10 protein-coding genes and 1 pseudogene are annotated in these 13,568 nt (G+C 54.0%); 4 read left to right on the forward strand and 7 right to left on the reverse strand.

Annotation, left to right across the window (positions count from 1 at the left end):
- Positions 1-56 precede the first annotated feature (56 nt).
- The 3 genes from LRS40_RS19080 to LRS40_RS19090 form a co-directional block, all read right to left on the reverse strand.
- Positions 57-1,280 (reverse strand): MFS transporter, encoded by a 1,224-nt coding sequence (locus tag LRS40_RS19080; RefSeq protein WP_231312372.1) that lies wholly within the window; start codon positions 1,278-1,280, stop codon positions 57-59.
- Positions 1,281-1,704: 424 nt separating this feature from the next.
- Positions 1,705-2,325, reverse strand: coding sequence for a histidine phosphatase family protein (locus tag LRS40_RS19085; protein ID WP_231312373.1), 621 nt, complete (start codon positions 2,323-2,325; stop codon positions 1,705-1,707).
- Between the two features lie 21 nt (positions 2,326-2,346).
- Positions 2,347-3,243 (reverse strand): LysR family transcriptional regulator, encoded by an 897-nt coding sequence (locus LRS40_RS19090; protein WP_231312374.1) that lies wholly within the window; start codon positions 3,241-3,243, stop codon positions 2,347-2,349.
- A gap of 150 nt (positions 3,244-3,393) precedes the next feature.
- On the opposite strand from LRS40_RS19090, the gene LRS40_RS19095 reads away from it, so the two are divergent.
- On the forward strand, positions 3,394-4,371 hold the full coding sequence (locus LRS40_RS19095) for a nitronate monooxygenase family protein (RefSeq protein WP_231312375.1): 978 nt from the start codon (positions 3,394-3,396) through the stop codon (positions 4,369-4,371).
- 44 nt (positions 4,372-4,415) lie between these two features.
- Here LRS40_RS19095 and LRS40_RS19100 read toward each other — a convergent pair whose 3' ends face one another.
- A complete protein-coding gene (locus LRS40_RS19100; protein WP_231312376.1) occupies positions 4,416-5,324 on the reverse strand; it encodes a LysR family transcriptional regulator in 909 nt (302 codons plus the stop codon).
- Positions 5,325-5,450: 126 nt separating this feature from the next.
- Here LRS40_RS19100 and LRS40_RS19105 point away from each other — a divergent pair, with 126 nt between their 5' ends.
- The 3 genes and pseudogenes from LRS40_RS19105 to LRS40_RS19115 all read left to right on the forward strand — a co-directional run bounded on the left by LRS40_RS19105 (position 5,451) and on the right by LRS40_RS19115 (position 9,147).
- On the forward strand, positions 5,451-6,881 hold the full coding sequence (locus LRS40_RS19105) for an MFS transporter (RefSeq protein ID WP_231312377.1): 1,431 nt from the start codon (positions 5,451-5,453) through the stop codon (positions 6,879-6,881).
- A 137-nt stretch (positions 6,882-7,018) separates the two neighbouring features.
- Positions 7,019-8,249 (forward strand): annotated as a pseudogene (locus tag LRS40_RS19110) (IS3-like element ISEc36 family transposase).
- A gap of 61 nt (positions 8,250-8,310) precedes the next feature.
- Entirely contained in the window at positions 8,311-9,147 is an 837-nt protein-coding gene (locus LRS40_RS19115; RefSeq protein ID WP_231312378.1) for an alpha/beta fold hydrolase, read from the forward strand.
- A gap of 40 nt (positions 9,148-9,187) precedes the next feature.
- Here LRS40_RS19115 and LRS40_RS19120 read toward each other — a convergent pair whose 3' ends face one another.
- From LRS40_RS19120 to LRS40_RS19130, 3 genes are all read right to left on the reverse strand, one after another.
- Positions 9,188-10,369, reverse strand: a complete 1,182-nt coding sequence (locus LRS40_RS19120; protein ID WP_142489444.1) for a PLP-dependent aminotransferase family protein — start codon at positions 10,367-10,369, stop codon at positions 9,188-9,190.
- Positions 10,370-10,468: 99 nt separating this feature from the next.
- Entirely contained in the window at positions 10,469-12,463 is a 1,995-nt protein-coding gene (locus LRS40_RS19125) for a TonB-dependent receptor domain-containing protein (RefSeq protein ID WP_231312379.1), read from the reverse strand.
- Between the two features lie 10 nt (positions 12,464-12,473).
- A complete protein-coding gene (locus tag LRS40_RS19130; RefSeq protein WP_231312380.1) occupies positions 12,474-13,535 on the reverse strand; it encodes a YncE family protein in 1,062 nt (353 codons plus the stop codon).
- Positions 13,536-13,568: the final 33 nt, after the last annotated feature.

Raw genomic sequence — 13,568 nt, forward strand, 5'->3', positions numbered from 1 at the left:
GTAAGCGGGAAGCTGCTTACGGCTTTTTATTGTTCAGTGTCGCTGGCAATTCCTGTCTAACGTGAGGCGTGTCCACGTCGGCTGTATAGCCATACGAAGATCAACGTCAGTAATGGGATGCCATGAAAAATAATAATGACCAACGAGGGGGCTAACCAGATATAAAAGGGGGCGACTATCAGCATTCCAACACCGAAACCTGTCATCTGTAACAGAGTCATCAAACTAAAAACAGGTAGCCGTAAAGATTCAACTTCACTTTGAATTCGTGAAATCAGACTCACATCCGCAAGTCCATCTCCAATACCCGCAAAGAAAATAAAAAATAATGCCAGGGAAACGGTATTTTGTTGGAAAGTTAAAATAAATCCCAGGGACATTAAGGCCACACCATAAAAAAATAGACGCTCAGCTGGTATCCCTCGCTTAAGCAGAAAATAATTCGACGATCTTGCACCTGCAAATTTCCCACCGGCCCAGACCGCCAGCAGAAGACCCATGGTTTTGCCTGGAGATGCCGACGTCAGAAGCTCTGAAATGACTGGAAAGCCGACGTTATGGGCAGCACTACCGAGAGTATCAGCCATTGTTATCAGCAACATTCCAGCCATCAGCGGTGCCGCCCGTAGCCCCTTAAAAAGATCACGCCACTCTTTACGCTGATTTTTTATCTCGGCTCCCGCCGGGATAATCAGAAAGCGTAAAGGCAGAATACATAAACCGGCCAGGAGATAAGTGACAATATTGGTGACGAATACCAGATCATAACCGTTTGTAGCCAGCAATATACCTGACACCATACTGCCCGTCACAGCACCTGTCGCAGAGGCCGACGTCAACCAGGCATTCGTTGCAACCCGGCGGGAATCATCTACCCAAGAGGGCAACTGGCTGTTTAACCCAATTGCGAACATGGAATTACCTATACCAATTCCCAGAGCGATAAAAGGTAAAAGATAAAGTTGTACGGAAGAAGGGAAAATTAACAATAATGCCAGCAGCGCAGCGCGAAGAATATCCAGTATTACCAGGGGCAAGCGCCCGGTAAAGCGTCTGAAGTAAGGGACGCCAAACAGGCTTGCTAAGATTCCCCCGGTGACGCGACAGGCCAGAAAAATACTTACTTGCGTCACGCTTTGGCTTAGCAAGTAAACATAGGTGGATAACGCCACCATGTTTAGAAAAGCGCCGAAGTCAGAGATAAAATGGGCGGAAATGATCAACCAGCTATTTCTGGCGGAGCGGTTAATCATTGCGCCATCCTGATGTGCATCAGTCATTTGGAGGTTTTCCGTATTTATAAGAGAAGGCCACATCCAGAAATCAAAGTATTCAACGTAGCTTCACGCTGCCTGCAAAAGCAATCTTTTTCCTTTGGTGATGAATGAGTGGCGCCAGAACGCGATGTCTTTCGAGAGTCTTGTGGCTTAGATGAGTTCAGGCCGATGACCGTCATTCACCGTTAAAAATCCGCGGCATGTGTCGTTATCAGAATCCCACAAGGATGAGGTCTAGCCCGAACTAAATCTGATAATTGTGCTGTTACTACATTAGTGCGCATAATGTATATTATGTTAAATGCAATATATAGACCTACACCATCCTGTTCCTTATCCTTATGCAGATAACCCAATACGCGTGCACCACAACCTTCCCTTTCCTATCCAGCCATTTATCACAGAGGAGTTTTCATTCTCGTGTTGTTCACCAACGAAGTTGAAGCAAGTGTGTGGCAATTCCCCATCTGACATCAGTACATTTCCCGTTTATCAGATCGAACACGGAGTAACTCGCGTTGGGTTGTGCATATCGTGGGAAATAATCGATTACCCCATCTTTAAGAATCGCCAGAACGCCCTGACTGACATGCCCGTGTGTCACAATACAAATTGTTTGATGCTGTGACGTTGATTCCATGTGATGTAAAAAATGCATAACCCGCTGAGAAGCCTGCGCGAGAGATTCACCACCTGGTGTGCAATACGCTGCATCAAGTTCGAATAATGCACGGGCATCGTTTGGATAGTTTTGGATGAGCAGCTCTGATGACACTCCTTCAAACTGACCAAAGGCTTGTTCTTTAAGAGCTGGTTCTGCTGTCAATGGGCAGCGAAAGCCCTTAGCCAGGCTCTGGCCCATTTGCCATGCACGGCCAAGCGGAGATGCGTAAACACCTTCGATACGGTAATCACTTGCTGCAAGCGCGGCCAGTAAGGCCGATGTTTCATGCAATCCCCGACGGGTCAACGCACTATCACTGTGCCCCTGAATAATTCCCCGCACATTCCACTCTGTTTCCGCGTGCCGCACCAGTATCACTTTCATTCAGTCCACCCTGCCCCAATTTTAGGTATACGCCTTCAAAACCGTCTCAAGCCACTGCGTAAAGACCCGCACTTTCGGGGAAATATGCCGGTGCGGATAAAGCACGGACAACTGTCGCGCCGGAACCGGATGACCAGGCAACACTTCTACCAGACGTCCGTCATTGATGTACGGGCGTAAAAAGAAATCCATGCCCTGCAATAACCCAAGCCCGGCCAGACCCGCCGCAATATAGACTTCTGAATTATCCAGCACCAATTTGCCTGCCAGATTAAGTTCCTCAATGCCAGACGGCGACTGAAACACCCACGGCATAATTTGTCGGCTGTTAATGTTAAACCAGTTCACGCCCTGGTGATTCTGCAGATCGTCCAGCGTTTCAGGCACGCCATACTCCGCAAGGTATGCCGGGCTGGCACAGGTGACCAGTTTAATCTTACCCAGCGAGCGAGCCACATAGTCACCGTCTTCCAGCGGACCGACACGGACGATGCAGTCCAGGCCGTCACGCAGCATATCTTTACGCCTGTCGGAGCTGCTGAGCACCACTTCAATTCCGGGATAATGGCGATAGAAATCCGGCAACCTGGGTACAACCAGCATTGCGGCAATCGATACGGGCATATCCACACGCAGCTGCCCGCATAATGAACGGCCCGCGACAAAAGAGCCTAATAAAGCATCGGTTTGTTCCAGCAAGGGCTTACTGCTGCGGTAAAACTCTTCCCCTTCGGGTGTCAGCGTGATTCGCCGGGTTGTACGGTGCAGCAAACGCACCCCCGTGTGCTGCTCCAGCTGTTTGATCGCTTTGGTCACTGCGGGCCGGTGAATTTGCAGGTTTTCTGACGTCTGGGAAAAACTGCCCGACTCGACGATCTCAATAAAGATCCGCATCAGTTCGTACACGTTGATTTGCATAGCACGCCTTCATCCCGAAATAGATAACGCGTCCATTGTTACTGATTTTGTAAAAGTGATGAAGGATATTCGCTATTTTTCAGAACAAAAGCGGCGAGTAGACTCAGGCTATACCGGTCTACGAACCGTCTTAGTTAAAGGAAATGTCTCATGCAAAATCAGAGTGTTAGTTATATTCTGGGTATCGAAAAAAATGTCATTCAGGGGCCTCTGTCATGGCTCACCGATGCCCGTCTGGTGGCGGCGGTCAGTAACGCCGGAGGTCTCGGAGTACTCGGACCCAATGCCGGATTAACGGCCGAAACAGCGGTCTCAACGCCGGAAGCGACAGCCGAGAAAATGCGCGAAGAGATCCGCAAAACCAAAATGCTCACCGAGAAACCTTTTGGCGTCAATCTGATCCCGACGGCAGAAAATGACATCTGGACACCGTCCATCCTCAACGTCATCAAAGAGGAAGCTGTGCATGCAGTGGTTTACACCGGCTACGGCGAAGGTTCCATTATCCCTGCCCTGTTTGATGAGCTGAAAACCGCAGGGATCAAAATCATCTTCCGGGATATCAACCCTTCTCCGGAAAACACCCGACTCGCGGAAGCCGCCGGGGCCGATATTATTGTGGCGACGGGGTTTGATGAAGGCGGCACCTTGCCCGGCGTCACATTGGGCACTTTCTCCATTGTGCCGCTGATCGCCGACGCGGTGAAAAATGTCCCGGTTATGGCTGCGGGCGGGATAACCGACAACCGAACCGCCAGAGCCGCACATGCCCTGGGCGCACAGGGTGTGTTTGCCGGCTCGGTATTTATCAGCACGCTTGAAAGCCGCGTACCGCAATCAGTAAAAGACAAAATTATCGCCGCGAACGGGCTGGATATGCGCCTGTTCCGCACCCTTCCCGATTACTACCGTTCGTTGCCGGGTAAGCTCGCCGATAAACTGGTTGCGTTGGATAAAGAGGGTGCCAGTAAGGAAGAGCTGGCGAAGGTGATGGGCGGATTACGCGGTCTGCGCCTGGGAATGCTTGAAGGCAATACTGACGAGGGCTATATCTCTCTCGGCACAGGCATCGGCAGCATTCGCCGCGTGAAAAGCGTTGCCGAGGTCGTCGCAGAACTGCACGTATAAAGGATAGCGCTCCGGATTGCCTGGTTGCCATTCGGAGCGCAGTTTCACCCACCCGCCGTCTGACACACCGCTTTAATCTTCTCTCTCAGCCAGCGATGGCCGGGATCCTTTTCCATTCTGGGATGCCACATCTGCGATACCGTTATGGTCCGGGTTTTAAATGGCAGTTCAAAAACGTGCAACTGCTCTGTCATCTGCTGATTAATTAAATAGAGCGCCGGCACCATGGCGATAAGATCGGATGCCAGCGCTACGGATAACGCCGTTGGAAAGCCAGGCACCACGCTTGCCACCTTACGTTTCATGCCTGACTCTGCCAGCGCATCATCAACAAACCCGTGTAACGATCCGTCTGGCGCGGCCACCACATGGCCCCAGGCGACATATTCATTGATGCCGATTTCCGGTAACGTCGCCAGCGGATGCGTCTTGCGAACCGCACCCACAAATCTGTCCTGGAAGAGTCGCTGAAGGCGAATTTCAGGGCCCATGTTGCTCTGTACGCCAATCTCCAGGTCGACCAGGCCCTCACGCAGATAGCGAGACGTTTTTTCAGGCTTCGGCGCAAAGCGGATACACACGTCAGGAGCGGCCTCAGCTACGGCGGCAATCAGCGCCGGGCCGAACGCGACAACAAATCCATCGTTGGCTCTGATGGTGAAAAGCCGCGCCAGATTTTCCACCTTGAGCGTCTCCAGTGAGGGTTGCAGTACCGCCCTCGCCTCATGCACCGCGTTCCGGGCGCGGTCCCGGGACGCTTCAGCCCAGGGCGTCAGCACCATGTTGCGTCCGGCCCGCACCAGGATCGGATCGCCCGTTACTTCCCGTAGCCTGCTGAGCGTTCGGCTCATGGCTGATGTACTCAGGTTTAAGCGTCGCGCGGCCCCTGCAACGCTGGCCTCTGCCAGCAGGATGTCCAGCGCGACAAGCAAGTTAAAATCAGGGTCAGACATGATTAACCTCAAGGCGAAATCAGATAAGGCGTTCGGTGCAATGATTCAGTGTGGACGATGCGCCTTCCGCACTCTATGCCCCATGATTATAGTTTCTTCATCAAAACACCATCCCCAGGAGTCAGGATGAATACATTATTTTCAAACCAACCCGGTGACGAAGGGCTGCCAGGCCAGGAACGCGCCAGGGTTATGATCGCAGTGATGATCACCACGCTGATGGGGGTATTCGATGGCACCATGATCAACATTGCCCTGCCCTCCATGGCGCAAGCGATGCGGGTGCCCGCCAATATTGCTGTCTGGTTCGCCAACGGCTATCTGCTTTCGGCTGCCATGACGTTACTGATCTTCGCCTCACTCGCGGCCCGATACGGAACGCGCCCCATTTTTCTGGGAGGACTGGCTACGTTTACGCTGACATCCCTGGGCTGCGCGCTGGCAAAAACGCCGGAGATGCTGATCGGAATGCGTATTTTGCAGGGGATCGGCGGCGCGGCCACATTGAGTATTGCCCCGGCGATCCTGCGATCCGTTTTCCCGGGACGACTGCTCGGGCGCGTTCTGGGACTGCATGCCCTGCTGATTGCTTCCAGTACGGCTATTGCTCCCGTACTGGGCGGTACAATTCTGGACACTTTCAGCTGGCAATGGCTGTTTGCCATTAACCTGATTCCGGGAACGCTCGCACTGGTGCTGGCTGGCAAGGCATTACCCGGAAAACCAACCTCCGGCAACGCTGCGTTCGACACGCTCGGGGCGGTGCTGTCGGCGACGCTGTTAGGTTCAACCATCATGGCGGCGAATAGCCTTTCCAGCCATCAGACTGCGAGCCACCACGAGACCGTCAGCTGGGGGCTCCTCGCCATCATCAGCATTATGATGTTTATCTGGCATATCCGCCGTGTCCGGGCCCCCTTACTGCCGCCTGCCATTTTCAAAAATGGGCGTTTTACCCTGGCAGCCTTAACCTCGCTGGCCTCTTTTATCAGCCAGGGCATTACCTTTATTGCGTTGCCTTTCCTTTTTCAGAGCGTGTATGGCTATAGCCCTGTCGTGTCCGCCCTGCTGTTTATTCCCTGGCCGATTGGCATTGTACTGATTGCGCCCCATGCCGGCCGTTGGGCCGATACCCTTTCTGCGCCGCTGATCTCCACCATTGGGCTGGCTATTTTTGTTGTGGGATTGATTCTGCTGGCGATGCTGCCCGCCACGCCTGCGGTGTGGGATATCTGCCTGCGCAGCCTGGTGTGCGGCATCGGGTTTGGCTGCTTCCAGAGCCCCAACAACCGGGAGATGCTGTCTAATGTTTCTCGTGAGTACGCCAGCTATGGCTCCGGGATCTTGTCTATCGCACGGACGTTTGGGCAATGCCTGGGCGCCGCCGTGGTGGGTATCCTGCTTTCCGTCATGTCGACTGAATCCGGCCAGACGTTCAATGAACATGCCGTCCATATTGCCCTGTGGGTCGCCGTCGCAGCCTCTGTCGCGTCGATGCTGTTTAGCCTGAGCCGGCTGCGCAAAACGGTTACGTTCTCTTTTGGAGGCAGCCGTTAATTATCTCAACTAGACTTCTAAGCGGCTGTACATCGTCACCTATTGATAGACTGGCCCCCTGAATCTCCAGACAGTTGGTATCACTTAAGTTAGTGATAGTCTTAATACTAGTTTTTAGACTAGTCGTTGGAGTCCGAATGATTGATGTTTTAGGTCCAGAGAAGCGCAGACGGCGAAGTGTTCAGGAAAAAATCGCCATTGTTCAGCAGAGTTTTGAGCCCGGAATGACCGTGTCGCTGGTCGCCCGTCGGCATGGCGTTGCTGCCAGTCAGCTGTTCCTGTGGCGTAAGCAGTATCAGGAAGGCAGCCTTACAGCCGTTGCCGCAGGAGAACAGGTTGTGCCCGCGTCGGAGCTGGCATCTGCGATGAAGCAAATTAAAGAGCTGCAGCGCCTGTTGGGCAAGAAAACCATGGAAAACGAGCTGCTAAAAGAAGCCGTTGAATATGGCCGACAAAAAAAGTGGATAGCGCACGTGCCCTTGTTGCCGGAGGATGGCGAATAAGCCTTGTCAGTCGTTGCCTCCGGGTGTCACGTGCGCAACTGCATGCCATGGCCCGTCGGTCGAAGGACTGGCAGGATCGTCGGTGCAAGCGCAAGCCTGATGATACTGACGCGCTGGCCCGTATCCATACCGTTATCGGCGATCTGCCCACCTATGGTTATCGTCGGGTATGGGCACTGCTGCGCAGACAATCAGAAACTGACGACATGGCGGTGATCAATGCCAAACGCGTATACCGCATCATGCGTCAGAATGCGCTGCTGCTTGAGCGTAAACCGGAAATACCGCCATCGAAGCGGGCGCATACAGGGAAAGTGGCCGTTGGAGAAAGTAACCAGCGGTGGTGCTCTGACGGCTTCGAGTTCAGCTGTGATAACGGTGAAAAAAACTGCGGGTCACGTTCGCTCTGGACTGTTGCGATCGCGAGGCACTTTACTGGGCGGCCAGTAACGGTGGATATGACAGTGAAACCGTGCAGGACGTCATGCTGGGTGCCGTGGAGCGTCGCTTCGGTGACAGCCTGCCGACATCCCCCGTTGAGTGGCTGACAGACAACGGTTCAGCCTACCGTTCTTATCAGACGCGTCAGTTCGCCAGAATGGTAGGACTGGAGCCTAAACATACGGCGGTACGTAGCCCGGAAAGCAACGGGATGGCAGAGAGCTTCGTGAAAACGATGAAGCGCGATTACATCAGCATCATGCCGAAACCCGACGGGTTAACAGCGGTAAAGAACCTTGCGGAGGCCTTCGAACATTACAACGAATGGCATCCGCATAGTGCACTGGGGTATCGTTCGCCACGGGAATATCTGCGGCGGCGAACCAGTAATGGGTTAAGTGATAAAAAGTGTATGGAAATATAGGGGCCAATCCAATTGACTCACTCATCTCACTCAGGTTCTTTCACTCCCCGAGAGGTTCACCATGTCATTTGTCACCACAAAAGATAATGTCAGTATCTTCTATAAAGACTGGGGTCCCAAAGATGCACAACCTATATTCTTCCATCACGGCTGGCCATTAAGCGCGGATGACTGGGATAACCAGTTACTGTTCTTTTTAGCGGAAGGTTTCCGTGTCATTGCCTCGGACCGTCGTGGTCACGGCCGCTCCGATCAGGTCAGCGACGGCCATGATATGGACCACTACGCCGCCGATGTCTCCGCCATCGTTGAACATCTGGATCTGCACAATGTGGTGCATGTCGGCCACTCCACCGGCGGTGGCCAGGTGGCGCGTTACGTGGCGCAATACGGACAACCGCAGGGTCGCGTGGCGAAAGCCGTGTTGATCAGCGCCGTACCGCCTTTGATGGTGAAAACGCCCGACAATCCAGGCGGTACACCAATAGACGTGTTTGATGGATTCCGGAAAGCGCTGGCCGCAAACCGGGCTCAGTTCTATCTCGACGTGGCGACCAGTCCGTTCTACGGCTTTAACCGTGACGGGGCTGAAATTTCGCAGGGCACCATCCAGAACTGGTGGCGACAAGGGATGATTGGCAGCGCGAAGGCGCACTATGAAGGCATTAAGGCGTTTTCAGAAACGGACCAGACCGCCGATCTGAAAGCGATCACCCTGCCGGTGCTTATTTTGCAGGGCGATGACGATCAGGTTGTGCCTTACAAAAACGCCAGCCTGCTCCAGGATGAACTTCTCAGCAACAGCACCCTGAAAGTCTATCCGGGGTATCCTCACGGGATGCACACCACTCACCCTGATACCATCAACAAAGATTTACTGGAATTTATTCGCAGCTGATAACTAAAAACGGGTGGCTTGTGCCACCCGTTCCGGGAACTTACAGCGAGGCTTTTAACCGCGCCACCGCTTCTTTCAGGTTCTCATCCGTGACGCTGACGTACGACATGCGCAGCGTGGCATGATCCGGCTCGTTGCAGTAGAAGAACTCCCCAGGCACATAGACTACGCCGTTGCTGAGCGTCTTTTTCAACCACGCCGTGGTATTCATCTCGTATTTAAATTTGGCCCACAGGAACATGCCGCCCATCGGTTTATGGAAGGTCAAATGTTCGCTCAGTTCGTTTTCCACGTGCTGGCACAGGATCTGGCACTTGTGTTTATAGGCTTCGCGGATCAGGTCGATTTGCCCGGCCAGGCGGCCGCTCTCCAGGTAGTGATACGTCAGCGACTGCGATAACGAGCTGGTGTGCAGATCGGTCGCCTGCTTGAGGATCACCACCTGACGCTTTATCCAGTCCGGCAGTACTAACCAGCCAACCCTTGCGCCCGGCGCGAGGATTTTGGAAAAGGTGGAGGTATAAATCACGTTATCGCCACAGCCCATTTCTGCCGCCCAGGCCTTGAGTGGCGTGAAGGTTTGGTCGGTGAAGTTGATTTCGCCATAGGGATCGTCCTCGATGATGACGAAATCGTAGCGCTGGGATAAGGCCACTAACTGCTTGCGGCGCTGCTCTGCCAGGGTAACGCCGCCCGGGTTGCCGAACGTCGGTACAATATAGACGGCTTTCACCGGCGTGGTCTTAACCAGGGCTTCCAGCTCATCGATGATCATCCCGTCGCCGTCGGTACCCACCGACATCAGGTTAGCCTCCGCTAACTGCAGAACCTGCAGCGCAGCGAGATAGGTCGGACGTTCGACGACCACGATGTCGCCCGGGTTAATCAGCGCCCGCGCCAGAATATCCAGCGACTGCTGGGAGCCGGAGGTCACCACCACGTCATCCACGCCGCAGGTAATCCCCCTGCCGCTCAGCAGCTGACAGATGGCCCCGCGCAGCTCCGGGCTGCCCTCGCTCAGACCGTACTGAAACGCCTCTTTCCAGGTGCTGGAAAGCACCTTCTCCATAGCCAGCTCCAGCCCTTCGCGATCGAAAAGATCCGGGTTGGGAATGCCCCCGCCAAGTGAAATCACCCCTTCCATCTTGCTGTGTTTTAATAATTCTCTGATCGCGGATGACTGGAGGTTTTGTACTTTGTGGGCAATTTTGTTCTGCGACATCTTTTATTATCCTGGTTTGTTGTATCCCAGTTTAAGTATCACAAGTAGAACGTTTTAACCAGCCGAAGAGACCGGAGCCCGCAGGCCCCGGCAGAGATATCAGAACTCGATACGGGCGCCAAAGTTATAGCGGCGACCTTCCAGCATTGAAGACTGGTTGTAAGAGGTGCGGTAGATCGGGTTGGCATCGAACAGGTTATAGATGCCGGTCATCAGCGTCACGTTCTTGTTCAGATGATAACGCGCGCCCAGGTCGACCAGGGCATAGGCTTCCGTTTCGCTGGATTTACCAATGTCCGGCGACGTGCTGCGCCAGCTGGCTTTGGTCCACAGCTCCAGGTCATTTACCGCGTTCCAGGTCAGGGAGACGTTGGCCATGCTTTCCGGGAAATCGCTCAGCGCATACCCTTTATACTCCCCGCTCTGCTGTTCGCTGTGGGTGTACGTATAGTTGGCGTTGGCTCTCAGGGAGGACGTGACCTGCCAGTCGCCGTTCAGCTCCAGACCGTAGATCTCCGCATCGCTGACGTTGGCGTACTGGAAGACGGTATCCGCGACATACCCGTTGTAGGTACACTTCTGCGTGTCCGACGCGGTACAAATGAGATGGTCGCTGATTTTGTCCTTAAATTTGGTGTAGAAGAGGGTTGCATCCAGCGCCAGCGCGTCCTGCTGCCAGTAGATGCCCAGCTCGGTGTTGACGCTCTCTTCAGGCTTCAGATCGTCATTACCGATGCCGATTTCCGAATACGGATAAGCGCCGTACACGCTGGTGAAGCCCTGGTTATTCTGGCGCAGATCCGGCTTCTTATAGCCAGCAGAGACACCGCCCTTCAGCGCCCAGTTTTCATCGATGGTCCAGTTGCCGTAGAGCTTAGGCGTGACGTGGTAACCAAAATAGCTGTCATGATCCAGACGCGCCGAGGTGGTCAGGGTGAAGTCCGGCACGATCATCCAGGCGTCTTCGGCAAACACTGCCCAGCCGTCGCGCGTAATTTCGCTGACCGGCGTGACGCCCGGCGCTTCCTTATCCTTAATGCCGAACTCATCATCCAGCTCGTTGCGCGTAAAGTTCACCCCCAGGGTCAGCTTGTGATCGCCCAGGGTAAAGGTGTTGGCGCTGTTGGCTTCGTAGTTCTTTTGGGTAATAAACTGCGATGACATTCCCGGAACGCGGTACTCGGTTTTGGCTTTTTCGTAGCTGACGAAGTTCTTTACTTCCAGGATGTCGCCATACCAGGCATGTTGCGACAGCGAGGCCGCATCGCGGTCGAAGCCCCAGTACCACTGCTTGTCGTTATGGGTTTTCTCCTGGTTGCCTTTGTTGGCATTCAGATCCCAGAGCTGGGTATCGGTCGGCGACATGGAGATCGTCGCATCCAGATTCCCGGACTGATGCTTAACAAAACGCTCATCGTTGATGCTGTCATCGTCGCGGCGATCGAGATAGTCCGCGGCCAGGCTCACCCCAAGCTTGCCCGGGATCACTGGTCCCATCACAAAGGCATTCGTCTGGTTGGTATTGCCGTACTCGCTCTTCTCCTGCAGGAAGTAGTTATCCTCCAGAACCCCGGTCCACTTCTCCAGGTTATAGGCCTTCTTAGTGATCACGTTGACCACGCCGCCGATGGAATCAGAGCCATACAGGGAGGACATTGGCCCGCGGATCACCTCGATCCGCTCGATGGCGGCAAGCGGCGGCATAAAGGCCGCTTCGGTGCCGATATGGTGTCCATAAGGGCGGGATTCGCGGGTCGCCTGCTTGATGCCGTTTACCATGTACGAGGTATAGGTGGAGTCCATCCCGCGCATCTGCACATCGCCTGTTGCCAGGCTGCCGTGGCCGTTACCGACCAGCACGCCCGGCATCTCGCGCAGGGCTTCGGTAACGTTCTGATTCGAGCGGGTGTTCAGCTCTTTTTCATTCACCACGGAAATCGTCGCCGGTGCTTCACGGCGTTCCTGGCTAAAACCGGTCGCGGTCACTACCAGTTCATCTTCGTTTACGGCGGTGTTTTCTGCGGCGAAAACGGCTACCGGCAGGTTAACCAGGGCGAGCGAAACCGCCACGGCCATGCGTGTTTGCTTAATCACAACGGGATCCTTAGAACTGGTTTAAATCAATCTTGAGCACGTAGTCAGCTGCACTGGCTTTCTCATCCTGCTTGACGCTGGCATAGAGCGTGCTGGCGTCGGCAGAAAGCGCCAGGCTGTTTGGCATCGCCGCGGTTTTAATGGTGTGTTTCAGGCGATTGTTGGTCGCGTCGATCACGCTAATCTGGCGATCGTTGCGATGGGTGACATAAACTTCTTCACGCGCGGGGTTGTAGAGCACGCCGACGGAATTAGGCGTCGGGACACGGTGCAGGAGTTTGCCGGAATCCAGCTGCACAACCAGCACATCTTTGGTGTTGGTATCCGCGATATAGCCCACCCCTTTCGCGGTGTTGAGCGCGATGTTCAGGAAGTAATGTTCCGGGTCGGCAGGATCGACCTTCACGCGGGTGAGCAGCTGCGAGGTTTTACCCTCCAGAGTGATCAGCTCCCCGGAGCCGGAGACGACGTAAACCTTGTCGCCAGTCTCATCCACGGCAAAACCGACGGGCTCCAGTTTTTCGAGGGTCTGGGCAAGAGCCTGCTTCTGCGTATCCACTACCCACAGCAGGCCTTTACCCTTACGACCAATTCCGGAGACATACAGGCGCTGATGTTTTTTATCCAGCACCACTTCACGGACGTGGGCTTTTTTATTCGGATCTGAATCGTCGCTCAGCTGGATCGTTTTGATGATTTTATTGTTACGCGTGTCGAGCAGTGTGACCGACCCTTCCAGGGCATTACCCAGATAGAGAATGTGCTGCTCCTGATCCAGCGCGACGGCAAAGGTGCGGCGTTCGGTAGGGATCTGGTGCTCAATTTTCAGCGTGGGTGCGGCCAGCTGGAAGACCAGCCCGGCGGTTTTGTCTTTATCAAAAGAGGGCGCAGAGGCTGCATAGAGCGCGTTCTGGTCTTTATCATAGGCCAGCTCATACACGCCATGTCCCAGTGGTTGAACGAGGAAATCCTTCTCGGTAAATTCTTTAGCGAAGAGCGAGCCAGAGTGCATAGCCAGTGAAATAGCGAGGGCACACAGCGTTTTGTTCTTTACAGCAGAGGCGTTGTTCATGTCATTTTTCTTTACAGTTGCTTACGTAAAGAA

It is taken from the genome of Leclercia sp. G3L (genome assembly GCF_021117075.1).
GTDB classification, from domain to species: domain Bacteria; phylum Pseudomonadota; class Gammaproteobacteria; order Enterobacterales; family Enterobacteriaceae; genus Enterobacter; species Enterobacter adecarboxylatus_C.